This is a genomic window from Candidatus Avelusimicrobium sp. (assembly GCF_051874775.1).
Lineage (GTDB): Bacteria > Elusimicrobiota > Elusimicrobia > Elusimicrobiales > Elusimicrobiaceae > Avelusimicrobium.
In genome coordinates this window covers 56,004-78,964 of record NZ_JBJEGE010000002.1, presented here as the reverse complement: position 1 = coordinate 78,964, position 22,961 = coordinate 56,004, and the positions used below count along the sequence as shown (strand labels likewise).

The 22,961-nt window shown below is 48.7% G+C and carries 22 protein-coding genes and 1 tRNA gene; 16 read left to right on the top strand and 7 right to left on the bottom strand.

Annotated elements, in window-relative coordinates; translation table 11 throughout:
* On the top strand, positions 1-1,396 hold a 1,396-nt coding region (locus ACI351_RS00380), incomplete at its 5' end, for a tetratricopeptide repeat protein (protein ID WP_439733282.1).
* Positions 1,397-1,623: 227 nt separating this feature from the next.
* Entirely contained in the window at positions 1,624-2,157 is a 534-nt protein-coding gene (locus ACI351_RS00375; protein ID WP_439733281.1) for a type IV pilin protein, read from the top strand.
* Between the two features lie 31 nt (positions 2,158-2,188).
* Here the strand turns inward: ACI351_RS00375 and queA are convergent, their stop codons facing one another.
* The 4 genes from queA to ruvA are packed head-to-tail and all read right to left on the bottom strand — an operon-like array spanning position 2,189 to position 6,130.
* Positions 2,189-3,226, bottom strand: a complete 1,038-nt coding sequence (gene queA, locus ACI351_RS00370; RefSeq protein WP_439733280.1) for a tRNA preQ1(34) S-adenosylmethionine ribosyltransferase-isomerase QueA — start codon at positions 3,224-3,226, stop codon at positions 2,189-2,191.
* Positions 3,227-3,237: 11 nt separating this feature from the next.
* A complete protein-coding gene (locus ACI351_RS00365) occupies positions 3,238-4,494 on the bottom strand; it encodes a SpoIID/LytB domain-containing protein (RefSeq protein ID WP_439733279.1) in 1,257 nt (418 codons plus the stop codon).
* Positions 4,495-4,499: 5 nt separating this feature from the next.
* The gene (ruvB, locus tag ACI351_RS00360; RefSeq protein WP_439733278.1) at positions 4,500-5,522 is read right to left on the bottom strand and encodes a Holliday junction branch migration DNA helicase RuvB; all 1,023 of its coding nucleotides are present in this window, start codon (positions 5,520-5,522) and stop codon (positions 4,500-4,502) included.
* Positions 5,519-6,130 carry a Holliday junction branch migration protein RuvA gene (ruvA, locus tag ACI351_RS00355; RefSeq protein WP_439733277.1) on the bottom strand — a complete coding sequence of 204 codons (612 nt, stop codon included), beginning with the start codon at positions 6,128-6,130 and terminating at the stop codon, positions 5,519-5,521. Before ruvA ends, ruvB begins: the two co-directional genes overlap by 4 nt.
* Positions 6,131-6,244: 114 nt before the next feature.
* On the opposite strand from ruvA, the gene ACI351_RS00350 reads away from it, so the two are divergent.
* Positions 6,245-6,667: a type IV pilin protein gene (locus tag ACI351_RS00350; protein ID WP_439733276.1), complete on the top strand. Its 423-nt coding sequence runs from the start codon at positions 6,245-6,247 to the stop codon at positions 6,665-6,667.
* 64 nt (positions 6,668-6,731) lie between these two features.
* Here the strand turns inward: ACI351_RS00350 and ruvC are convergent, their stop codons facing one another.
* From ruvC to ACI351_RS00335, 3 genes are all read right to left on the bottom strand, one after another.
* Positions 6,732-7,358: a crossover junction endodeoxyribonuclease RuvC gene (gene ruvC, locus ACI351_RS00345; protein ID WP_439733275.1), complete on the bottom strand. Its 627-nt coding sequence runs from the start codon at positions 7,356-7,358 to the stop codon at positions 6,732-6,734.
* A 13-nt stretch (positions 7,359-7,371) separates the two neighbouring features.
* The gene (locus ACI351_RS00340; RefSeq protein ID WP_439733274.1) at positions 7,372-8,130 is read right to left on the bottom strand and encodes a YebC/PmpR family DNA-binding transcriptional regulator; all 759 of its coding nucleotides are present in this window, start codon (positions 8,128-8,130) and stop codon (positions 7,372-7,374) included.
* A gap of 494 nt (positions 8,131-8,624) precedes the next feature.
* Positions 8,625-8,697: transfer RNA gene (locus tag ACI351_RS00335), tRNA-Arg, on the bottom strand.
* A 94-nt stretch (positions 8,698-8,791) separates the two neighbouring features.
* Between ACI351_RS00335 and ACI351_RS00330 the strand changes: the two genes are divergently transcribed.
* From ACI351_RS00330 to ACI351_RS00270, 13 genes are all read left to right on the top strand, one after another.
* Entirely contained in the window at positions 8,792-9,433 is a 642-nt protein-coding gene (locus ACI351_RS00330) for a CpXC domain-containing protein (protein WP_439733273.1), read from the top strand.
* Positions 9,430-10,542 carry a hypothetical protein gene (locus tag ACI351_RS00325; protein ID WP_439733272.1) on the top strand — a complete coding sequence of 371 codons (1,113 nt, stop codon included), beginning with the start codon at positions 9,430-9,432 and terminating at the stop codon, positions 10,540-10,542. Before ACI351_RS00330 ends, ACI351_RS00325 begins: the two co-directional genes overlap by 4 nt.
* 445 nt (positions 10,543-10,987) lie before the next feature.
* Entirely contained in the window at positions 10,988-11,626 is a 639-nt protein-coding gene (locus tag ACI351_RS00320) for a site-2 protease family protein (RefSeq protein WP_439733271.1), read from the top strand.
* Between the two features lie 11 nt (positions 11,627-11,637).
* The gene (gene trpS / locus ACI351_RS00315) at positions 11,638-12,693 is read left to right on the top strand and encodes a tryptophan--tRNA ligase (RefSeq protein ID WP_439733270.1); all 1,056 of its coding nucleotides are present in this window, start codon (positions 11,638-11,640) and stop codon (positions 12,691-12,693) included.
* An 18-nt stretch (positions 12,694-12,711) separates the two neighbouring features.
* Positions 12,712-13,470 carry a segregation and condensation protein A gene (locus ACI351_RS00310; RefSeq protein WP_439733269.1) on the top strand — a complete coding sequence of 253 codons (759 nt, stop codon included), beginning with the start codon at positions 12,712-12,714 and terminating at the stop codon, positions 13,468-13,470.
* 20 nt (positions 13,471-13,490) lie between these two features.
* Complete coding sequence (gene scpB / locus ACI351_RS00305) at positions 13,491-14,558, top strand: SMC-Scp complex subunit ScpB (RefSeq protein WP_439733268.1); 1,068 nt, start codon at positions 13,491-13,493, stop codon at positions 14,556-14,558.
* Between the two features lies 1 nt (position 14,559).
* The gene (locus ACI351_RS00300; RefSeq protein WP_439733267.1) at positions 14,560-16,008 is read left to right on the top strand and encodes a glycogen synthase; all 1,449 of its coding nucleotides are present in this window, start codon (positions 14,560-14,562) and stop codon (positions 16,006-16,008) included.
* 24 nt (positions 16,009-16,032) lie between these two features.
* On the top strand, positions 16,033-17,409 hold the full coding sequence (locus tag ACI351_RS00295; protein ID WP_439733266.1) for an alkaline phosphatase: 1,377 nt from the start codon (positions 16,033-16,035) through the stop codon (positions 17,407-17,409).
* Between the two features lie 3 nt (positions 17,410-17,412).
* Entirely contained in the window at positions 17,413-18,195 is a 783-nt protein-coding gene (locus ACI351_RS00290) for a hypothetical protein (protein ID WP_439733265.1), read from the top strand.
* The gene (locus ACI351_RS00285) at positions 18,180-19,352 is read left to right on the top strand and encodes a murein hydrolase activator EnvC family protein (RefSeq protein WP_439733264.1); all 1,173 of its coding nucleotides are present in this window, start codon (positions 18,180-18,182) and stop codon (positions 19,350-19,352) included. Before ACI351_RS00290 ends, ACI351_RS00285 begins: the two co-directional genes overlap by 16 nt.
* A 16-nt stretch (positions 19,353-19,368) precedes the next feature.
* Complete coding sequence (locus ACI351_RS00280; RefSeq protein ID WP_439733263.1) at positions 19,369-20,718, top strand: S41 family peptidase; 1,350 nt, start codon at positions 19,369-19,371, stop codon at positions 20,716-20,718.
* Positions 20,719-20,720: 2 nt separating this feature from the next.
* A complete protein-coding gene (gene tsaD, locus ACI351_RS00275; RefSeq protein ID WP_439733262.1) occupies positions 20,721-21,740 on the top strand; it encodes a tRNA (adenosine(37)-N6)-threonylcarbamoyltransferase complex transferase subunit TsaD in 1,020 nt (339 codons plus the stop codon).
* A 12-nt stretch (positions 21,741-21,752) separates the two neighbouring features.
* Complete coding sequence (locus tag ACI351_RS00270; RefSeq protein ID WP_439733261.1) at positions 21,753-22,958, top strand: extracellular solute-binding protein; 1,206 nt, start codon at positions 21,753-21,755, stop codon at positions 22,956-22,958.
* Positions 22,959-22,961: the final 3 nt, after the last annotated feature.

Below are 22,961 nucleotides of genomic sequence, written 5' to 3'. Positions count from 1 at the left end.
TTCGCGCCTTGAGAAAACCTTGTCTCTCGCGCCGGATTCCAAATACCTAAAACGGCTGTTTGTGTCCGCCGCGCTGGCGGCGGATAAACCGGAACTGGCTGAACCGTATGCGGATTTTATTGATGCCGGCGAAAATGACGCCGAAGATTGGAGTGTGTACGCTTCATATTTGTGGAAAAAAGGTGACGTAGACGGCGCGCAGCAAGCGTATTTTCAAGCCGTTAAACAAAGCGATGATTTTCGGATTGCCTACCAATACGTAACACTTTTGTCTGCGCTTGATCCTCACCGGGCCGCAAAAGCGTTTGAAGAATGGCTTGCCGTACGGCCGGAAATGGCGGGAGTGTTGTATACGGAAGCGGGCAATGCGTTTTTACAGCGGGCAGATTGGGCTGGTGCGTTGGCGTATTTTAATAAAGCGGTGGCTGCTTCGCCCGATAATCCGTCCCCCCGTTTTGGCCGCGGCATCATTTATGAAAAATCTTCGCAATACTTTTTAATGCTGCACGAATTTGAAGAACTTGAAAAAATGGGCTTTGGAAATGCCGCTATGTATTCGAGGATGGGATCGGTATTTGTGCTGGTAAAAGATTTTGCTAAAGCGGAAGAGTATTTTTTGAAAGCCAAAGCCGATGATAATGCGGACATTCCCGCCGCGTATTTTCTTTCTCTGTTGGCCGAGCAGAAAGGGGAGTATCTCCGCGCGATTGGATATTTAAAAGACGCTGCCGATTATCAAGATTCTGCCTCCAAGCAGCTGCAAGTGTCTTTTTACCAACAGAAATTAAACCAACAGAAAGACAGTTTAAACACCTTGAAACAAGCGTACCAGCAATTTGGCGGCAATGTAGAGGTTGGCTTCTTTTACGCGCTGGCGTTAAACGAGGAAAAAGAATATAAAAAGGCTTCCCGCGTGCTTAAAAAGGTGCTGCAAACGAATCCCTCTTACGCCGAGGCGCGTCTGCAATACGCGTTTACTTTGGAAAGTCTGAAAAAATACAGTGAAATGGAACGCGAACTTCAGATTATTTTGGAAGAAAATCCCCAAAACGCGGCCGCGCTGAATTTATACGCCTACAGTTTGGCGGTGCGCGGCGAGCGGCTTGAGTTGGCACAGGAATATGCGGCGCGCGCGTTGGCGGTGGATCCGGAGGATGCCTCTTTTATTGATACGCAGGCGTGGATTTATTTTAAGCAAGGTAAGTTGGAAGAAGCCGCGGAGTTATTGCAATCGGTATCGGACGACTTGGCCGCGCGTGATGCGGAGGTGGCCTACCACAAGGGCGCCGTCGCGTTTGAGCAAGGCAAGTTTGACGAGGCCCGCCGGTATTTGGAAACGGCCCGTTTAAAGAACAAGGACGCGGCAAAACTTTATAAAAAGCTTCCGCCGCGTTAAGCGTATTTAGAAACATAAAAACTCTCCGTTCTTTTGAGCGGGGAGTTTTTTGCTCGCTTTTTGTCGATACAAAAAGTAGTGCGTAACTTTGCGGCATGTCTTAAACAGTGTGGCTTTAACTAGTCTAATGAGGGCGGTGAGAAAGGGGCGCAAGCTCCGTGCCTTGACCCGTTTTTTTTTTTTGATACATTGGAATTATTATTTCTTCTATAAGGGGGGTATGTCCGATGAGTCAAAAACGGGGATTTACGTTAATAGAGCTGTTAGTTGTCGTATTAATTATGGGTATATTAGCCGCTGTGGCTTTGCCGCAATACAGAGTAGCAGTAGTGAAATCCAGATTAGGAACGATGATGCCCGTGGTAGATGGAATGCTTAAGTCCTTGGATTTGTATTATTTAGAAAACGGTTCTTGGCCTTCTAATGCAAATAGGGATATAGAATGGACGATTGATTTTCCGGCAGGCTGCTCTCTGCGGGGTGCTGCGGCGGGTTTATGCCAGAACGGATTATTTATAGATGTTATGGGCTCTTGGCCGGATGTGATGGCTTGCTCACCAAAATACCATATCGGATATGCGAAGACTTCCAATTACGCTTCATCTTTTGCCAGTTCATCGTATTGCTTGGCTATGGCTGAAGACCAAACGGCTGAACAAGTATGCCGCAGTATGGGAGGCCGTTTAAGCACGGACTATACGCAAGAGACTTTCCGTATAAATTGCGGAGAAGGAAAAGAGATGCATATATACGCCTTGTAGCGCGGTTATTTAGGAGTTGGTTCCGGCAGATTTATAAAATCATCATGCTGTCGCCAAACGAGTAGAAACGGTACTTTTTTTCCACCGCCTGCAGGTAGGCTTCGTAAATAAAATCCTCTCCTGCAAATGCGGACGTCATACACAGGGGCGTAGAGTCCGGAAAGTGAAAGTTGGTAATCAGGCAGTCAATGGCTTTAAATTGGTATCCCGGGTAAATAAACAAATCCGTCCATTTTTTGCCTGCGTGGGTGACGTGTTTTTCATCCGTAAAACTTTCCAGCGTGCGCGTACTGGTCGTCCCGCAAGAAAAAACGCGTCCGCCGGAGCGGCGTACTTGATTAAGCGCGTCCGCCGTTTCTTGCGATACTTCGCCCAGTTCGGCCAGCATCCGGTGTTGTTCGGGTTCCCCGCGTAAGGGTTTAAAAGTGCCCCAGCCGACGTGCAGCGTAATATAGCAAATTTTAACGCCTTTATCCGTCAGTTTTTGCAACAGTTCCGGCGTAAAGTGAAACCCCGCCGTCGGCGCGGCAATAGACCCTTTATACTTGGCGTAAACGGTTTGATAACGGTCTTTGTCCGTTTCAATGCTGGCGGTCATGCCGTTGTGTTTGCGCGCTTTTTCGATATATTGCGGAAGCGGCATGAGGCCGTGCGCGTCGCAAAACGGTAAAATATCGTCTTGGTTGAATTCCAAGAGCGCTTCGTTGTTTTCGGTTTTGCCCACGGCTTTGGCGGTTAAGCCGTCCCCAAAATCAAGCGTCATACTATCTTTATAGTCGCGCGTGAGGACGGCCCACGTATGGGCGTTTGTCGTCGGGCGTACGAGTAAAACCTCCACCTTTCCGCCGGTGGGTTTATGGGCAAACAGTTTGGCAGGGAAAACTTTGGTGTTGTTGATAACCAAGGCGTCGCCTGCGTTAAAATACTCGTGAATATCGCGGAAAATGCGGTGTTCTATGGTGTGCGTATCGCGGTGCAGTACCATTTGGCGGGAACTGTCGCGCGGGGTGGCGGGCTGCTTGGCAATAAGCGGGTCTAAATCCAATTGTTTAAAGCGTTCAAAAGCCATTGTATAAACCTCTATTTGATTTCGGCGAGTGTCGCGTCCGGATAATAATGTTTCAAAATTTTGCGGTAATCTTTGCCGCTTTGGGCCATTCCGTTGGCCCCGTCTTGGCACATTCCTACGCCGTGGCCGTAGCCTTTTCCTTCAAAATACACGTCCTTACTGCGTACGGAAATTTTATTTATTTTGCAGCTGCGTATACCAGTGGCCAAGCGGAATTTTCCGCACGCAACGGTTTTGCTGCCTTTGGAGGTGCGGATGGTTAAATTGGTGGCGCGTCCGGTCTCCGTTTTGCGGGCGATTTTAATGCTTTTAAGCGTTCCTGTAAGGCCTACCGTTTTGGCGTAGGCGAGCACTTTGTCGTGCGATACGTTCATCTGCCACGAGTGGCTTTTGGAGTGGCTGTCGTACTTGCAGGAGGCGCCCGAGAGCGGTTTGAGGGGGTCTGCGCTAAAATTCCAACTGCGTACGTCATCCGTACCGCCGCCGCAGTTGGCGTGGTAGTAGGTAAAAAATAATTTTCCGTTGTAGGTCAGCACCTGCCCGCGCGTTTCGTCCACGGCTTTTTTGACCGAATCGTACTGTTTCCCGCCGCCTTTGTACATCTGGCTGCGCACGTCGCTGTACAAATCAAAATTTTGATTCTTAACGCTTTCTAAACTTTTCAGCGTATACGTCCGTGCGGCCACGGCTTGGGCTTTTAAAGCTTCAAGCGGCCACGTGTAGCTCATTTCGTACGGCAGTACACCATAGAGGTACGTTTCCAACGGTGCATGTTCCACCAAGTGAAACGAACTAGCCGCCGGAATGATAAAAATTTTGCCGGAATAGACGTTTTTATCCCACGTTAGAAGCGTATTTTGGGCGGGTTCCAAAATAATGGGCTGCGCGCTTTGCAGCGTACCCAACTGGATTTTGCCGCCTCCTAAAGCTTTTACGGCCAAGGTTCCGGCCGCGGAAACTTTGTATTTTTTGGATAAATCCGGCGTGTAAATATACACGCGCCCCGAATGTTTGATTTCGGCCGATTTCTTGTTTTCGGCCAGTAATACGCGGACGGTTTTATCCGCCGGAATCGTTTTGGCGGCAGGGTCCTGTGACGGCGGATCGGGCAGTTTTTCTTCGGGCGTTTGGGGGGCGGAAACTACGGGGCTTTCTCCCTTGGCGGCGGAGAAATTTTGACGCGCGCGTTTTTGGGACGGCGCGGCGCACGATGCGCATAAAACGGCGGTGCAAAGAAAAACCAACGGAGCGCGTAAAGAAGTTTTCATAAGCGTTAAAAAAGCAGGTCGGCGTGCTGTTTGCGGCCTAAATGTTCATAGGCTTTGCGCGCGGCTACGCGTCCGCGCGGTGTACGTGCGATAAATCCGGCTTTGATGAGGAACGGCTCAATGACGTCCGTCAGCGTATCTACAGATTCGGACACGGCAATCGCCAAATTTTCCACGCCCACCGGTCCGCCGGAAAAACGGTCAATCAGCGCTTCCAAAATGCGCTTGTCCATACTGTCTAGACCTTCGGAGTCAATATCCAAAGAGTCCATAGCCGTCTGCGCGATTTCCCGCGTGATGACGCCCGTGCCTTTTACTTGCGCAAAGTCGCGCGCGCGGCGTAAAAGGCGGTTAGCGATGCGCGGCGTGCCGCGGGAACGCTTGGCCAGTTCCGTAAGGCCCTCGCGGTCCGCGTCAATGTTTAAGAGGCGCGCGGAGCGTTCCAAAATATCGGTAATTTCGGGCACTTCATAAAAGCCGAGGTTAAACACAATGCCGAAGCGGTCGCGCAGCGGTCCTGTCAATAGACCGGAGCGTGTAGTTGCCCCCACGAGCGTAAAGCGCGGCACGGCCAACTTTAATGTGGTGGAACCGGCCCCTTTGCCCGTATTAATAAAGAATGTAAAATCTTCCATTGCGGGATATAAGGCTTCTTCTACAGCGGGGTTAAGGCGGTGAATTTCGTCGATAAATAAGATGTCGCCTTCGGAAAGTTCGGTGGTGAGCATAGCGGCCAAATCCCCCGGGCGGGCAAGTACCGGGCCGGACGTTACTTTAATGTTCACGCCCATTTCGTGCGCCAGAATGTTGGCGAGCGTCGTTTTGCCCAGCCCTGGCGGCGCATAAAAAAGACAGTGATCCAGCGCCTCCTTGCGGGATTTGGCGGCTTCAATAAAAATATGCAAATTGTTTTTTAATTTTTGCTGGCCTACAAATTCTGACAGCGAAGCGGGGCGCAGAGCAGCTTCGAATCCGGCAGATTCGTCGGGCAGTTGGGTGACATCTAAAATTTCGTTTTGGTTGCTCATTTTTTAAGTACCCGCAGGGCCTCCCGAATGATTGTTTCCAACGGCTCGTCGGGGCTGATGCCATCGGCGTGCAGTTTTTCCATCGCGCGGCGCGCTTCGGCGGCAGAATAACCCAAGGCTCCCAATGCTTCCAGTACGCCGCTTAAATACGGGGCTTCATCCAATACTTTAATTTTGCTTTCACCTTGCACGGTCAGCGCATCCATTTTGTCTTTTAGGGAGTTGATTAATTTTTCGGCGGTTTTATCCGTAAAGCCGAAGATACCCGTCAAAATTTTCGGGTCGCGTTTTAAAATGGCGTTGTGAAAATCGGCAACAGAGCGAAGAGCCTTATTTAAAAATTCCATTGCTTTTTTAGGGCCGGTGTTGGGAATGGCGGTTTTAAAAAGAGTCCAGAGTTCTTTATCCTCTTTGGTTAAGAATCCGTACAGCACCGTGCCGTCGTAGGGGGAAATGGATTCCGCTACATAAAAAGCAGCCTCCTGCCCCGCTGTAAGTTCCAGCGCGCTGCCGTGGGCGAGGTTAACTTCATACCCCACACCACCGCAGAGAATGACGGCACCGTCCTCTTTCACTTCTAAAATTTCGCCTTTTAAATACGCTATCATATTTTCATTTTACCATATTCGGCGGGGGGGAATCTCCCGTGCTTTTTGAGGGAGGGGGTTGATTTTTCAAGCTTGTTTTTTTAAACTGTTATATAGAGTTTACAGGAGGAAGATATGACACAAGGTTTTACGCTTATTGAGTTGTTGGTGGTAGTACTCATTATCGGAATTTTATCCTCTATTGCGTTGCCGCAATATGAGAAATCTGTTAGAAGGGCGCGCGGCGCGGAAGCTGTATTGGCAGCCAAAACCGTAGCGGATGCCGCCAATTTGTATTTTTTTGAACGCCGTCAGTATCCTACGTCTACGTCGGACTTAACAGTTAAGGCACCTGATTTGAAAAATTTCACGTTAACGCTTAACAGAACGGCGAATTCTTCTTTGAATATCGAAATTGCCGCAACCTCGGGTCAAGCCGTGGTAACGATCCAGTGCCAGCGCGGAAAAGTCGTAAGCCGTACTTGCGCCGGTGCGGATTGTTCCGCTTATTTCTCTTCCCAGTTTGAAGCAGGGTCCGCTTGCGGCACCACTAAGTAACAGGTCGGCTTTTTATAAAATCTCGGAACGGAAAAACGTTCCGAGATTTTTTTGTGGAAAAAAATTACATCACTTTTAGCTGTTTGTTTGGAGAGGTTTGCATTTGCGCGGCGGAGCGTTTATTTTTTGCGCTTTTTATTTGCGCTTCCTGTGCAGCTTTGAGCTTAGCCAGAAACGCCGCTTTTACATTTAACTTGTTGTTTAACGGAGCTGTTTTTAAGTGACAGATGCCGATGGCTACCGCGTCTGCGGTATCATCCGGCGACGGCGCTTTATTTAAATTCAGTGTCAGCTGTACCATTCGCTGGACTTGTTTTTTGTCCGCGGTGCCTGTGCCGCAAATCATCAGTTTAACACGTTTAGGGGGATAAAAAATAATCGGTTTTTTTGCTTGTTGGCAGGCCAGAATAATTACGCCGCGTGTTTGCACGGTATTGGCCATTGTGATAGCACGCTTTAGAAAAAAATTCTGTTCCATCGCTATCTGATCAGGTTCGTAAGCGGCTAAAATTTTTTGGAGTTCGTTGTAAATGTATTCCAAGCGTTCGGGCAGTTCTTGATCCGCGTCCGTGTGAATAAGTCCGCACGCGCGTAAAGACAAAACGGAACGGGCGTTTCGTGTAAGAATGGCCCATCCCGTTCTGTCCAAACCAGGGTCTATACCTAAAACAGTGGTTGTATTATCTGTCAAGCGGCCTCTCAAATTAAGCGTTTAATTTGGCGGCAACGGCTTCGTCGATGCTGGAATTGTCGTACACGTTTTTAGTGTCGTCGTGATCGTCCAGCGCGTCGAGCATTTTCATTAATGTTTCGGCGGTATGTTCATCGGTAACGGCTACGTCTGTATCGGGAATCATAGAGAGATCGGCCGATTCCGGTGTAATGCCTTTGGCTTCAATGGCTTTTTTCACAGCGTCCAGCGCGGCCATTTCCGGCGCGGTGATGACTTCGTACACGTCACCCGCAGTGCGTACGTCCTCGGCCCCTGCTTCCAACGCGAGGTCCATCAGTTCATCTTCAGAGATATCTTCTGTTTTGACGACGATTAAGCCTTTGCTTTTAAACATATAAGACACACAGCCCGCCGTGCCAATAGAGCCGCCGTGGCTGGTAAAAATTTTGCGGATTTCCGAGAAAGTGCGGTTTTTATTGTCCGTAGTACACTCTACGATGACCGCCACGGAACCCGGGCCGTAGCCTTCGTATGTAATTTCTTCGTAAGATACACCCGGGAGCTGGCCCGTGCCTTTCATAATGGCACGTTTAACGTTATCAATAGGCATATTGGCGGCGCGGGCGTCATCCATAGCTTTGCGTAAACGGGGATTCTGATCGGGGTTGCCGCCGCTCATTTTGGCGGCGATGGTTACTTCTCTTAAAATCTTGGTAAAAACTTTGCCTTTTTTGGCGTCTACGAGGGCCTTTTTATGTTTAATGCCGGCCCAGTGTGAATGTCCACCCATAGGTATATCTCCTTACTGCAAAATAAGATACTTCTATTCTAGCAAATTTTTGGCTGAGCGGAAGAGAATGCTTGTTGATTGCGGAAACACAATCCGTTTTAGGAAGAAAACATTTGCCCCGCATGGGATTTTGCTTCGGTAAATTTCCTGACGGAAATTTCCTGCGCACGCGGGAGTGCGCCTTCGAACCGGGCCTCGCGGTTTTTGCCTTGCGCACTTAGTAGGCGCAAACAAAAACAACGCTCCGGCCTTCAAATCCCAACGCAGGCAAAGCAGTTTGCCTGCTTGCGGCGCAAACAAAGTTTGCCCCGCATGGGATTTTGCTTCGGTAAATTTCCTGACGGAAATTTCCTGCGCACGCGGGAGTGCGCCTTCGAACCGGGCCTCGCGGTTTTTGCCTTGCGCACTTAGTAGGCGCAAACAAAAACAACGCTCCGGCCTTCAAATCCCAACGCAGGCAAAGCAGTTTGCCTGCTTGCGGCGCAAACAAAGTTTGCCCCGCATGGGATTTGAACCCATACCACCGGTTCCGAAGACCGGTACTCTATCCAGTTGAGCTAACGGGGCGTATATTTATTCTAGCAAAAAATGCTGCGGACGTTTTCTAATTAATTTTTTTGAGTTGGCGGGAGAAAAAAATTTTTGATATAACTATAATATTATGAAATCAATTAAAAATGAAGGGACCGTCTGCTGTCCCCACCGTTGTGAACCTTTTGATGCGGAATACTGGTCGCTCGTGAGTGCGGACCAAGACCCCGATTTAAAAACCGCCGTACTCGGCGGGGAACTGAATTTAGTACGCTGTCCGGAATGCGGAGCTTTTTTCCACCACGACGGGGAGCTGATTTACTTTGATGCACCCGCAGAGCTGCTGGTTTTTGTCTTTTCGGAAAAGAACCGTGCAAAAGAATCCGAACTCTTGGCGCGTATGCAAGAAGATTACGGCATTATTAAAAATACGCTTTTAAAACAGTTGAATATGGATTATCCTCCTGTATCCGTTTTCGGACTGGAAGCGTTAAAAAACATTTTGCAGGAAGAAGAAACAAACCGTTTTGAATCAGAAGCCGTCGCCGCAGCTGCCGCTTTACTGGGGTTTAGCGTAGCGCGTTTGAAACCGTCTTACGCGAGGCAACATCATTTTCCCTTCTATGTTCCCGCGCCCGCGCAAGACCGGACCGCACACGGTTTTGCCGTGGCGGCCTCGAAGGTGCTTAAGTCGGGCTTAGCCAGCACGCTTTTGCGTCATTTTGAAGATAAGATGAGTGAGGACGGAGCTGATGCTCCGGTAGTATTATGAGATCTTTCCTTCCGAAAAAGTATGAAGAGCAGCTCTATGCTGTGGGTGCGTATGCGCATAAATTGGGCTTAAAAGCTTGGGTGGCAGGGGGTGCCGTGCGCGATTTTTATTTGGGTAAAGACACACTGGACATTGACCTTTCGTTTAACGGAAACCAAGAATCCGTCGCTGGATTTTGTATCAAACAATGGGGCGGCGGAAAACGAAAATTCTCCCGCTTTTGCACGTTTCGCGTAAATATGGCTAACGGCCTTAAGTTTGATATGGTCCGTGCGCGTAAAGAAAAATATCCTTATCCCGGGGCTCTTCCGGAAATTGAGCCGACGCAAGACATTAAGGACGATTTATTCCGCCGCGATTTTACCGTCAACGCTTGGTGTTTTTCCATTCATCCGGCTACTTTCGGAAAATCATACGATCCTTTCGGCTCCAAAAAGGATATTGACGCCGGCCTTATCCGCGTACTTCACAACAAAAGCTTTTTGGATGACCCCACCCGTCTTTACCGCGCGGTGCGTTTCGCCGGACGTTTCGGTTGGAAACTAGCCCCAAAAACCGAAAAATTGTTGATGGAAGCTGTGCGGGAAGAATATCCGCTGTTGTTGTCGCGCGAACGATTTAGCCACGAATTTTTAAAAGTACTGAAGGAAGAAAAAATCCGCGAGATTTTTCAGTTAATGGAAAAGTATGATTTGTTGAAATTTGCGTGGCCCGGACTTCATTGGCACGATGCCCTGTTGCGTACTAAAGACGTAGCGGAACGTACGGGGATTTTGGTGTGTATGCTGGGCACGAGCGGAGAAGATTTCCTTCGCAGTTTACGGCTGCCCAAAGAGTTCGGACAGGAAATTCACGGGGCGTGGAGGATTGTGCAAGAACAGATGACTCCGATGTCGTCCATTTCTCCGCTGCAGACGGAAATCATCAAAGCCGTGTGCCCCAATTTGTCTCCCACCGCGCTGGAACCTTGTTTTATTCGCGGTCGTGAACTGAAAGAAATGGGTTTTGTGGGCCGAAAAATTTCTTTGGCGCACGAGCGCGTACGCAAAGCCCAATGGGAAGGAAAAGTGACTAACCACGAAGAAGCTGTTACTTTCTTGAAACAATAAGTGTTTATTACCTTTTTGTATTAGTTGTATGAGGGCGTCCCTATTTTTAGAGTGGGGCGTTTTTTGTATGTGGTGAAATATTATTGCGTGGGAGGCGCCGGCAGAGATGAATTTTGTGTTGCTTTTTGCTTTTATTTCGACGTACTCGGTGCGCTGTTAGTTTACGGGGTTGACGTCGGTCATTATACCCTAATATTTTTATAAAAAGCGGCCGGCCCCTAAGTTAGCCGGCCGTTTCCAGCTCGTGAATAAAAAGGGGAATGTGCGGCCCCTTTTTATATTTTTTTGCTTTAGTTATTAATCTTAATTATTGTTTTATAAATAATTAAGATTATATTTATTATAATTAAATAAAACTAATTAATCAAGCGGGTTTTATCAAAAGAAGCTTTTTCCGTACGCGCAGGCGTGCAGGGAGAGGGATAAATTGGTAGAATACAAAGGTATGGATATTATTGTTTTGTTACCTGTTTTATTTTTCTCCATCGTACTGCACGAATTTGCGCACGGTTATGCCGCGTACCGTTGCGGAGATGATACCGCCTATATGCTGGGGCGGTTGACGCTCAATCCCGTAAAGCATATAGACCCCGTAGGTACGATCATTGTTCCAGCGTTTTGTTATTTGACGGGACTCCCTATGTTTGGCTGGGCCAAGCCGGTGCCTATTAGCGTACAGCGTTTAGATTCTCCGCGTGCCGACATGGGGAAGGTAGCGTTGGCGGGTCCTTTTGCCAATTTTACTTTGGCGGTGGTATGCGTCATTGCTTTAAAATTTTTGTTGCTGACTGCTTCCCGTATTCCCGAGGCTACCGTAAAAACGCTCTTTCATCTATTGCAATACGGCATAACGGTAAATATCTTACTGGCCGTTTTTAATTTAATTCCCATTCCGCCTTTGGACGGCGGTCGCATTGCGGCTTCGCTGCTGCCCATACGTGCCGCGTTTAAGTATGAGTTGTTTTTCAGCCGTTACGGAATGTATATCATTTTGGCGCTTATTTTAACGGGCGGCGTGCGCTATATTATAATGCCCGCGGTTATTTTTATTATGGGATTATTTTCCAAATTTTTAATGCTTTAAAGAGGTATGGTATGAATAGTGAAAAAATTGTATTATCCGGTATGCGCCCGACGGGCAGACTCCATTTGGGAAATTTCCACGGAGCGCTTAAAAACTGGACGCGTTTGCAGGATAAATACAACTGCTATTTTTTCGTGGCGGATTTACATTCGTTAACTACCGCGTATGACCAAACACAAAATTTGGCGGCCAATTCCCAAGCGATGCTGACTGACTGGCTGACCGCAGGGTTAGATCCCCGAAAATGTACCATTTATATTCAGTCTGACGTACCCGAAATCAGTGAACTTAATACGCTTCTTGGTATGATTACGCCGCTGGGTTGGCTGCTGCGCAACCCGACGTACAAAGAACAAATCCAAGAACTGTTGAAACAAAAATACGCCGGCCAAATGGATGAAAAATCGTTGGGCGAAAAATTAAATTCCATCGCTGGAGACGAAGAAATTTCTTCGTTTGGTTTTTTGGGTTATCCCGTTTTGATGGCGACGGATATTCTCATTCATCAGGCTGCATATGTTCCGGTGGGTAAAGACCAAACGGCCCACTTGGAAATCGCACGAGACTTAGCCCGTCGTTTTGCCGAGATTTACGGTACGCCCGCGTTTACGGAACCGGAACCGCTTTTTACGAGCGTTGCGCGTGTGCCCGGGCTTGACGGACGGAAAATGTCTAAGTCGTACAATAACGCTATTTCATTGGGCGAAGATTTGGAAACGGTGCGCAAAAAAGTAATGGCAATGTTTACCGATCCCAATAAGAAGAAAGCCAATGACCCCGCCGATCCCGAAGGCTGTGTAGTGTTTGCGTTTCATAAAATTTATAATCCCAATGCTGCCAAGCGGTGCGAAGAATGCAAGGCCGGTGCATTGGGATGTGTGGCGTGCAAAAAAGAACTTTTTGCGTTAATGGAGCCCGAACTTAAAGCGTTTTCCGAACGCCGCAAATCGTTTGAAAACGATACGGATTTGCTCCATAAAATTGTTTTAGAAGGGAAAGAAAAAGCCCGCGCTTCCGCTGCCAAAACTTTGGCAAGCGTTAAAAAAATTATGCGGATAACCCAATAAAGGCGGTTAAATAACAATATGCATACTGCGCCGATAAATGTCCATATTAATGTGTTTGAAGGGCCGATGGATCTGCTGTTGCACCTCATTAAAAAGGATAATTTGGACATTTGCGATATTAACATTGCGGAAATTACCAAACAGTATTTGGACTATTTAAACGTAATGAAGGAACTGAATTTGGAAGTAGCCGGTGAGTTTTTGGTAATGGCTAGCACGCTGATGCAAATTAAAGCCAAAACGCTGCTTCCTTCCCAAGCGCCCACGACGGAGGACGAAGGTCCCAATCCGGCTAAGGAACTCATTGCCAAATTGGTGGAATATCAGAAGTACAAAGAAGCCAGCAAATTTTTGGACCGCAAATTGGAAGAGAACAAAGACAATTTCTACCGTACTGCGCCTATTTTTGACGACGGGGAAAAAGTCATTAACCTTCAAATGTTTGATTTGCTTGCTGCCGTCAAACGCGCTTTTGAGCGGCTGGACGAACGTAAACGCATTGAACTGTTAAAGGTGGAAGAATTTCCCATTGAAATAAAAATGCAAAAAGTGGTGGATATGCTTAAAACCCGTACGTGGGTACTGTTGGATGATATTTTTGTGGGCGAAACCAAAAAACGCGGGATTATCACGTGTTTTATGGCGCTTTTGGAGCTGATGAAAATTAAAAAACTATTGGCGCGGCAAGATGAGAAAGAAGGGCAAATCCGCATTTATTTAAATCCGGAAAATAAAGATAAAGATTTTAAAACCCTGATGCACGGTTCGGCTGCGTAAACCGTCCGGAGGAATTTTATATGAGCGAAGAACAAATCCAACCCGTTACAGACGAAGCGCAAGTGAATGTTGAGCAAGTCTCTTCTTCAACCAAAGACGTGCCGCAGACACGACGGGCACATACGGATGCGGCGAGTGGAAACGGACCTGCCGCCGCGGACGGAGAGGCCCTGTCGGGAGCGCTGGTGGAAACGGAAGATCTGAAAAAAATCATAGAAACCCTTTTGTTCATTACCGACCGCCCCGTCAAACCCAGCCGCATCGCCGATGTAGTGGAAACGGCTGATGCCCGCCGCGTGCGTGAAATTATCCGCGAACTTCAGGAAGAGTACGCTTCGCAGGGACGCGCTGTGCGGATTGTGGAGCTCGGCGGAGGTTTCCAGATGTCCACCAAACCGGAGTACGGCCGCTGGGTTCGTCGTTTATATAATGAAAAAATGACCACCAAACTGTCCAATGCCGCGCTCGAAACGCTGGCGATTGTGGCGTATAAACAGCCTATTACCCGCGCAGAAATGGAAGCCATCCGCGGTGTAGACGTGGCGGGACCGTTGGAGCGTCTGTTAGAACGTGCCTTGGTGCGTGTGGTGGGTAAAAAGGATACGGTCGGCCGTCCGATGGTGTACGGTACGACGGACGAATTTTTGCGTATGTTCGGGCTTAATAAAATTTCCGAGCTGCCGGATTTACAGGTGTTTGCCGCCAAAACCCTGCACGAAAAACAGGAAGATTTGCCGTTTGGCGATCCTCTTCCGCCGATTGGCGAACCCGCCATTATTCCGCTTGAAGAACTGGAAGGGGAAGAAAAATTGGAAGCATTGGATTCTTCCGCCGCCGATCCGTTTTTTACGCGCAACAGTTATAACCGCGGAAGTTTCTTTCCCGAACCGTTAGAATCGGACGCGCTGCAAAATGCGGATGCTTCCACACCGGCCGCTGCCGATCCGGACGAAGCGTCTTCTGCCTTGCAACAAGAAGCGTCCGCCGATGAAGAGCCGGCCGCACGGCAAACCGCGCGTGATGAAAGTGTGCAGCAGTCTGGAACCGGAGCCGCCGCAGAGGCGCGATCCAATCAGGAGGAAAATTAATATGAATATCGTTTTAGCCGCCAGCGAGGCGTTTCCGTTTTGTAAAACCGGAGGATTAGCTGATGTCGTTGGTGCTCTTTGCCAGCAGTTTGCTTCCCGTAAAAATAATAAAGTGCTGTTGTTTTTACCGCACTACCGCAACATTGTGCGCGTTTCGTCTTTAAAGATTGTGCCGGGCGTATATTTAATTCCGGTGGGAGATAAAATCGAACAAGTTTCTCTTTCCTATATTAATTGGGGCAATGTGCTGGTATTTTTTGTGGGTAACCGCAAATATTTCGACCGCGATGGCCTCTACCGCACCAAATCCGGCGAATATCCTGATAACGACGAACGCTTTATTCTATTTTCCCGTGCGGTGTTGGAAGGGTGTAAATTTATCGGTTTCCGCCCCGATTTGATTCACTGCCACGACTGGCAGACGGGGCTTATTCCCGCTTATTTAAAAACTGTCTACAAATTGGATGCTTTTTATACCCGTACCCGCAGTTTGTATACCATTCATAATATCGCCTATCAGGGGCATTATCCGTATTCTTCTTTCCGCAAAGCGGGTTTCCATCCGGTAGATTATACGCCCGATAAATTTGAGTATTATGGCGGAATCAGTTTCTTAAAAAGCGGTCTCGTATTTGCCGATAACATTAATACCGTCAGTCCTAACTATGCGCGTGAAGTGCAGAGTGATCCGGCAATGGGTTTTGGGTTGGAAGGACTGTTGCGTTACCGCGCGGATCATTTCTGTGGGATTGTCAATGGAATAGACACCGAAGTATGGGATCCTGAAATTGACCCCGTTTTGCCGGTGGGGTATGACGCTTCCGAAGCCGTCCGCGGAAAACTGGCCGCCAAACTGGCTCTTCAGCAGCAGTGCAAACTGGAGCAGGATCCGGATAAGCCGCTGGTGGGTATCGTATCGCGTTTGGACTATCAAAAAGGTCTTGATATTGCTCTTAATTTAATGGAACAATTTAAAGACCGCGTACAGTTTGTTGTTCTGGGTATGGGCGACCCTATGTTGGAAAAAGCATACCAAAGTTTGGCGCGTAATAACGCGGGCAAAGTAAGTTACAACGGCCGTTTGGACGAAGATTTGGCACACCGGATTTATGCGGGCGCGGATTTGTTCTTAATGCCGTCGCGTTTTGAGCCGTGCGGACTTTCGCAGCTGATTGCAATGAAGTATGGTGCGCTGCCCGTCGTCTCGCGCGTGGGCGGCTTGGTGGATACTGTTAAAGGTTATGACGGTGCCAATGAAGAGTCCGCCACCGGATTTTTTATCAACCAATTTAGCGAGAAGGGAATTGCCCAGACGCTTGAAGAAGCGTTAAAAGCGTTTGGAGATAAAAAAGTGTGGAATCGTCTTGTTAAAAACGCGATGCGGCAGGATTTGTCTTGGGATAAATCAGCACAGGCATATTTGGATTTGTACCGCAAAACGGTCATTTAAACACAGGGATTAAAAAGAGGTATTATGAAAAAATTTTTAAAACTTTCGGTCGCTTTGGTGTTTCTGTTTATGGCGGGATCCTTGTCTGCTGCCGAAGTGAAAAATGTGATTTGGATTATCGGGGACGGTATGGGGCCGGAACTGATGGGATTCTTTATGCAGGGGGTACGTTACGCGGGCCTTGAAGGATATCCGGACAATGTCTCCCACCTCGAAAAAATGATGAACAAAGGCTCGTGGGGGCTCTATTTTAACAATACGTACGATACGGTGGTAACGGATTCGGCCGCTTCCGCTACGCAAATGGCGACGGGCGTGTTGACCCGCCCCGAAGTCATCGGCCGCGATTTTAACGGCAAAGACGTTAAAACGCTGATGGAACTGGCCAAGGAAAAAGGCAAATCCGTGGGTGTGATTTCGGATACGTACGTGACCGACGCCACTCCCGCCGGATTTACGGCCCACGTTTCCGGCCGCGGGCAAAAAATGGAAATCGCGCGCCAGCAAATTGCTTCCGGAACGGATGTGATTTTAGGCGGAGGACTGAAGTATTTTGATTCGGGTGAAAATACCCTGTTGTTGGGCCGCGCCAAATTGCAAGGGTACCACGTGGTCAAAAATAAAAAAGAATTATCTAAAGTAAAATCGGGCAAAGTGCTAGGTTTATTTTCCGAAGAAGCAATGCCGCTGGCAGTAGAACTTCACAAATACCCGCAAATGCCCGCCTTGGTTGAAATGGCGCAAAAAGCCATAGAGGTATTGGAACAAAATAAAGAAGGGTTTATCCTAATGGCGGAAGCGGGTAAAATAGATTGGGCTGCCCACGCCAACGATGCGGGCGCTGTGTTGGCGGAAATGAAAACGATTGACGCGCTCATTGCGTTTGCCGTGGAGTATGCCGATAAACATCCCGACACGCTCGTTTACGTAAATGCGGACCACGACACGGGGCTGGGTACCTTTGTTTACCGCTATATTGGCCGAGCCGAACGCGCCCGCAAAACCGCCCGCGGAGAAGCAGTGTATGGCGGAGGTACGGATTATGCTTCTTTCAATACGTATAAACTGTTGGACAAACAAAAAGGCAGTTTGTACACGCTGGAACGGGAATTGCGGGCATTGCCGTCGGAAAAACGCACAAAGGAACATATCCAAGAGCGTCTGTCGCAGACTTTGGGATATGAGGTTGATATTTCTGATTTTTATAACCTGTCTGATGTTTCCGGTATTTTCCGGCAATTAAACGAACAGCGCGGGATGAGCTGGGCGACACAAAACCATTCTGCAGCTCCGCTTATCGGGGTGGCATACGGAGAAGGAGCCGGCCGTTTTACGGGGGTTTACCATAACACGGAAATCCTGCCGCGTTTAAAAGACGTACTGGGTTGGAATGAGGATTGATTTATGGCGGATTTGTTAGCGGAAAATACGTCGGCTAAGCCTAAACATATTTTGCGTTTGTACAGACGGCTGTTTCTGTTGGTGTTTGCAGTGGCGGTGTTGTGGCAGAGTCTGCTTTTTGTGGATGCCAAACTGGGAAATTATTATCGGGAACTGTCTGATTCCTTTAAAGTGATTTTGGTGGTGGAAGGGCGTCCCTCCAACGAAACGCTGGAGCAGACGGGCGAGTCGTTAAACCAAAAAACGGATGTTTTTTCCGTACGGCTTTATTCGCCCGAGGACGCGTTGGCGGAGGTACGCCGCCAAAACCCGCAGCTGACGGAATTTCTTTTACTGATGGGAAAGAATAAAATGCCCGCTTATTACGAACTGAAACTCAGCCCGCAGGCCGTCAATAATATCGGGCCGTTTGTGGATAATTTGGCGTCGGAATACGAGATTCTTTCCCCGCGTTATAACGCTGTGCACGCGCGCCTTGTTTTTTACACCGGCTTATGCGCCAAAATGCTGCGCTTGGCTTTACTCTTTGCGGGACTTTTATTTTTGGCTTTTATGTTTTTAGTGGAAGCCTATCCGTCCGCAGACGCGCGTTCCCACCACGTTGGAGGAGCCGTATCCGGTGTGCTGGCGGGCGTTTGTGCGTGCGCGTTTTTTGCGCTTCTGTTGTATCCGACGGGCTTTTTAAATGAGGTCGCGCGGCAGTTTACCACGCCCGAGCGGCAAATTTTAGTGTTTGCTTTCTGCGGACTTTTCGGGTGGACGTTATCCAAATGGCAAAAATTTTAAGCGTTATGCTGGCTTTATTTTTTTGCACTTCGCCGCTTTTTTGCGACGAAGCCGCCGATCGTAAGCAAGAAATTGAACGTCTTAAAAAAGAAGCCGCGCAAAAGGAGAGCGAACTGAAAAAATACCGCGAGCAGGAACAAAAAATTTCCAAAGAAATTTCCGCGCTGGAAAGCCGTAAAGAACGGACGCAGCAGTTGAAGAATAAAGTAGAGTCCGATATTTCCTTTGTAGAGCAAAATTTGTTGTCTATCGAGGAAAAACGCGCCGCGCTGGAACGCAGTATGCCGATGTGGCAGGGCGTAGTGGCGGAAGAACTGAAAAACTATTATTTTACGCCCCCCTGCACTTTCTGCGTAGGGGGATATAGTTTGGAACAGGATATTTTTATAGAGCGGATGATTACGCACAAAGCCGCGTTTGCCGCAGAGCTGAAAAAAGAAAACCAAGAAGCCAAAGAGCGTATCCATTCCTTTGAAGAACGTAACCGCAAGTTGCTGGCGGAGAGTTCTAAAATTAAAGAAGAACAGGCAGTGCTTTCACAATCATTTAATAAAAAGAAACAAGATTTGGATGTTACCAAACGCAAAGCCGACGCTGTGCGTAAAGAAATCAACGAACTTAATAAATCTGCCGAAGAACTGAATAATCTGCTTGCTTCTTTCGAGCGCAAACGTAAAGCGGATGCGGACAAAAAAGCTTCTTCGTCCAAGACGGTGTCGGGAGACAGAAAATCTTCCGGACCGAAGATTGACGCGCCGGCCCGCAGCCTGCCGTGGCCGGTAAGCGGTAAGGTAATCAGCAAATTCGGAAAAGAATACCGCGCGGACCTTAACACGTGGATTTTCCGCGACGGAATTAAAATTTCCGCTTCGGCCGGCGAACCGGTCCGTTCCGTGGCGGAGGGCAGCGTCATTTACGCGGGTCCGTTCCGTTCGTACGGCAACGTGGTGATTGTGGACCATAACAAAGGATTCTTTTCCATTTACGGATTTTTGAAAGAAATTCAAGTCTCCGTGGGAGACAAACTGCCTGTGCAGGGCATTATCGGTACGGCGGGGCAGGACACGCAGGCCCGTTCCGGCACCGGCAAAAACGCAGTATATTTTGAAATCCGTCAGGGAGCCACCGCAGTCGATCCGCAAATTTGGCTGAAATAAATTTTGAGAGGAATATATGAAATCCAAAAAACTCAACCGTTGCGCCGTTTTGGCGGCCGTATTATTTTTTATGGGGACGCTGTTTCCGTACGCTTACGCGGCGGCCGACAGCAGCTTGAAACAGCTCCGTACGTTTGTGGATGTACTGGAGTTCGTAAAAGAAAACTATGTGGAAAAGACCGATACGGACAAGTTAATTTCCGGCGCGATTAAAGGCGTCGTAAACGAGTTGGACGATTTTTCCCAGTATTTGGATCCGAAGGATTACAAAGAATTAAAAAACGATACCCGCGGCGATTTTGGCGGTTTGGGGATCCGTCTTCAGCAAATCGACGGATTTGTTACCGTCGTTACGCCTATGCCCAATACTCCCGCGTTTAAGGCGGGCGTTATGCCTAACGACCGTATTTTATTTGTGGACGACAAAGATTTGAGCGGAATGAAACTGGACGAAGCGGTTGATTTGATGCGCGGCCCCGTGGGAAGCAAAGTTAAAATTACGATAAGCCGTAAAGACGAAAAAACAGGCGAATATAAAAAACTGCCCGATTTCCACTTTAAACGCGAAACCATCGTACCCGAAGTCGTCTACCACCGCATGTTGGACGGCAAAGTCGGCTACCTTTATATGGTGGATTTTTCCGGCCATAGCAGCGAAGAGGTCAAAAAGGCGCTTGCCGATATGCAAAAGCAGGGAATGACCGCGCTGGTGCTGGACTTGCGTTTTAACCCGGGCGGGCTTCTGACGGGCGCGGTGGATATTTCCAAACTGTTTTTGGGGCCGGACCAAATGATTGTTTACACCCAAGGCCGCAAACCGGAATACTATCAGGAATTTAAAACCTCGCTGAAGGGTGAATATGCGGAGCTGCCAATGGCGGTTCTCGTCAACCAAGGTTCCGCCAGCGCAAGCGAAATTGTTTCCGGCGCGCTTCAGGATAACGGCCGCGCGTTTGTGGCGGGGCAGCGGACGTTCGGCAAAGCGAGTGTTCAGCAGGTGCTGCCGCTTTCCGGAGGGGCAGGGCTGCGGCTGACGATTGCCAAATATTATACGCCTTCCGGACGGCTTATCCAGCGCGACTACCGCGATAAATCCAAAGCCGACGAAGGCGGTATTCTGCCGGATGTGGAAATTCTGGTCGCGCCGGAAGAAGAAGCCAAAGTGTTTATGCAATATAACGACGTTATTTATACCCCGGGCAAAAAGGCTCCCGTCGTGGAATTTAAGGCCAAAGATCCGGTATTGGACCGCGCCGTGGAAATTTTAACCGGAAAAATGACGTTGGAACAAGCGAAAGAAATTGCCCAAAAAGAAGCCGAAGAACGTAAAGCGCAAAAAGAAAAGAAAGCCGCCGGAAAAGAATAAATATGAAAAAAGATTTGATGATTTTAGGAATTGAATCCACGTGTGACGAAACGTCCGCCGCGCTCTTAAAAGGCGGCAGGGAAATCGTTTCCAACGTGATTTATTCCCAAATTGAAGAACATAAAAAATACCACGGCGTCGTGCCCGAATTGGCCAGCCGCGCGCACGCGGCCAAAATCGCCACCGTTATTAACGAAGCGTTGGGCGATCACCCGCTTGATTATGTGGCGTTTGCCAGCGGCCCGGGCCTTCCGGGGGGACTGATGGTGGGGCGCGTGGCGGCCGAAACCCTTGCAAATTTTAAAAAAACGCCTATAATAGGAGTAAACCACTTGGAGGGGCACATCTTCGCTTGTGAGTTTGAAGGAACCGAAGCGAAGGCGCGTTTGTCGTTCCCTCTGGTGGCTTTAGTCGTTTCGGGAGGACATACGGAGTTGTGGTACGTAAAAGGCTACGGCAACTATAAAATTTTGGGCCGCACGCGCGACGACGCCGCTGGAGAAGCCTTTGATAAAGTGGCCAAGCTCTTGGGTCTGCCGTACCCGGGGGGACCGCAAGTGTCCAAACAGGCGTTAAGCGGCCGGCGCGAGGCTATTGCGTTTCCGCGTCCGTTGTTGCCCGGGACGTGGGAATTTTCGTTCAGCGGTATTAAAACGGCCGTCAGTTATTATTTGCGCGACCATAAAGATTTCAGCATTCCCGACGTATGCGCCAGTTTTGAAGAAGCAATGGTGGAAACGCTTGTTACCAAAACCTTATTGGCCGCTAAGAAATATAAGGTTAAACACGTGGCAGTTGGGGGCGGTGTGGCAGCCAATGCGCTTCTGCGCGAGCGGATGACGGAGAAAGCCAAAGAGATGGGCGTAGAGACGCACTTTGTGGATAGGAAACTGTCGTCGGATAATGCCGCTATGATTGCCTTGGCCGCCTATAAAAAACTGGAACACGCCGAAAAAACGGGCAAGCCGGTTAAAAAGAATATTAATATCGATCCCAATATGAAAGTGCGCAACTGGGAATAGTGAGGACTTGAAATGATTTTGTGGGCTATGCCCGATGCGGGTGCCAAGAGCAGAGAGCAGTATAATACGCTTGTTTCGCTTTTCAAAGAAGCATATCCTTCCGTAGATTTGACCATACGCATTTTTACGCGAAACGTGCTTTGGCGGCGGATGTTTACCATTAAAAACCCGACGCACGAAGAAGAAATACCGGATGTTATTCAAATCCCGCATTATTGGACTGCGCTTTTGGTGCGCGAAGGGGTGGCGGCCAATTTGTCGGAATTGGACCCGGGGTTATCCCTGTCCGAATGTTTGCTGCCGTTGAAAGCCCATTGTTACCAACCCGGTACGAAAGATATCTACTCTTATCCTTGGTGGTTTGATTTAAGTGCGCTGCACTACCGTGCCGACCATTTAAAACTTGTCACCGCACATCCCGAGCAGGACTTGGCCACTTGGCAGGGCTTGTTAAACGTATGTGAAGCCCTGCGCGAAACATTCAGTGATGTGGCCGGTTATTACCCAATGCAAAATAGTGACTGGCGCGGATCCCTGTCTATGCGCAACGCGCTTCCGTGCGTGTGGAGCCGCGGCGGGGGGCTGTTGTCTGACAACCGGAGCCAAACCTTAGTGGGAACGAAAATTTTTAAAGAAGGTATTCACGATTACGTAACGCTGGCCCTTAAAAATTATATGCCTATTTTGCGCGAACGCGGTTCGCTGGGCACGCTGGCGTCCGGAAAAGCCAGTATGATGATTTCCCGCAAGCAGGGCATCAATACATTTAACGTACGCCGCGGCCTGCGGGTGCGCACGCTGCCTGTGCCCGCTACGGGGGAGACAAGCCACGCGTATTTATCCGGTATGAATTTGTTTGTCAATGTGCGCAGTGAGCACAAAAAAGATGCGTTAAAATTTATTAAATTCTGTGCGCGGCCCGATATCCAACTGCGTTATGCGGGAATGGTGGAAGCTTTTCCGGCGTTTGAAGGTGCGTTTGAACAATTTATTTTTTCGTCGTCGCAGCGGCTTCAAACCTATACGGGAATTTTATCCTCCGCGCGCACACTGCCGAATATTACGATAATGGGCACGATTATGGAAATTCTCAAACGCATTTTGGCCGTCTGCGCTACGCAGATTGTGGAGAACCGTTTTACGCAGGCTTCTTTGGACCGCGAACTGGACCTGGCCGCGAAGGAAGTTGAATACCTGCTGTCCATTTACGAGGGATAACCA

Coding starts and splice junctions, on each gene's coding strand:
- ACI351_RS00375 (WP_439733281.1), top strand. CDS start 1,624: ATGAGTCAAAAACGGGGATTTACGTTAATAGAGCTGTTAGTTGTCGTA.
- queA (WP_439733280.1), bottom strand. CDS start 3,226: ATGGCTTTTGAACGCTTTAAACAATTGGATTTAGACCCGCTTATTGCC.
- ACI351_RS00365 (WP_439733279.1), bottom strand. CDS start 4,494: ATGAAAACTTCTTTACGCGCTCCGTTGGTTTTTCTTTGCACCGCCGTT.
- ruvB (WP_439733278.1), bottom strand. CDS start 5,522: ATGAGCAACCAAAACGAAATTTTAGATGTCACCCAACTGCCCGACGAA.
- ruvA (WP_439733277.1), bottom strand. CDS start 6,130: ATGATAGCGTATTTAAAAGGCGAAATTTTAGAAGTGAAAGAGGACGGT.
- ACI351_RS00350 (WP_439733276.1), top strand. CDS start 6,245: ATGACACAAGGTTTTACGCTTATTGAGTTGTTGGTGGTAGTACTCATT.
- ACI351_RS00340 (WP_439733274.1), bottom strand. CDS start 8,130: ATGGGTGGACATTCACACTGGGCCGGCATTAAACATAAAAAGGCCCTC.
- ACI351_RS00330 (WP_439733273.1), top strand. CDS start 8,792: ATGAAATCAATTAAAAATGAAGGGACCGTCTGCTGTCCCCACCGTTGT.
- ACI351_RS00325 (WP_439733272.1), top strand. CDS start 9,430: ATGAGATCTTTCCTTCCGAAAAAGTATGAAGAGCAGCTCTATGCTGTG.
- ACI351_RS00320 (WP_439733271.1), top strand. CDS start 10,988: ATGGATATTATTGTTTTGTTACCTGTTTTATTTTTCTCCATCGTACTG.
- trpS (WP_439733270.1), top strand. CDS start 11,638: ATGAATAGTGAAAAAATTGTATTATCCGGTATGCGCCCGACGGGCAGA.
- ACI351_RS00310 (WP_439733269.1), top strand. CDS start 12,712: ATGCATACTGCGCCGATAAATGTCCATATTAATGTGTTTGAAGGGCCG.
- scpB (WP_439733268.1), top strand. CDS start 13,491: ATGAGCGAAGAACAAATCCAACCCGTTACAGACGAAGCGCAAGTGAAT.
- ACI351_RS00300 (WP_439733267.1), top strand. CDS start 14,560: ATGAATATCGTTTTAGCCGCCAGCGAGGCGTTTCCGTTTTGTAAAACC.
- ACI351_RS00295 (WP_439733266.1), top strand. CDS start 16,033: ATGAAAAAATTTTTAAAACTTTCGGTCGCTTTGGTGTTTCTGTTTATG.
- ACI351_RS00290 (WP_439733265.1), top strand. CDS start 17,413: ATGGCGGATTTGTTAGCGGAAAATACGTCGGCTAAGCCTAAACATATT.
- ACI351_RS00285 (WP_439733264.1), top strand. CDS start 18,180: ATGGCAAAAATTTTAAGCGTTATGCTGGCTTTATTTTTTTGCACTTCG.
- ACI351_RS00280 (WP_439733263.1), top strand. CDS start 19,369: ATGAAATCCAAAAAACTCAACCGTTGCGCCGTTTTGGCGGCCGTATTA.
- tsaD (WP_439733262.1), top strand. CDS start 20,721: ATGAAAAAAGATTTGATGATTTTAGGAATTGAATCCACGTGTGACGAA.
- ACI351_RS00270 (WP_439733261.1), top strand. CDS start 21,753: ATGATTTTGTGGGCTATGCCCGATGCGGGTGCCAAGAGCAGAGAGCAG.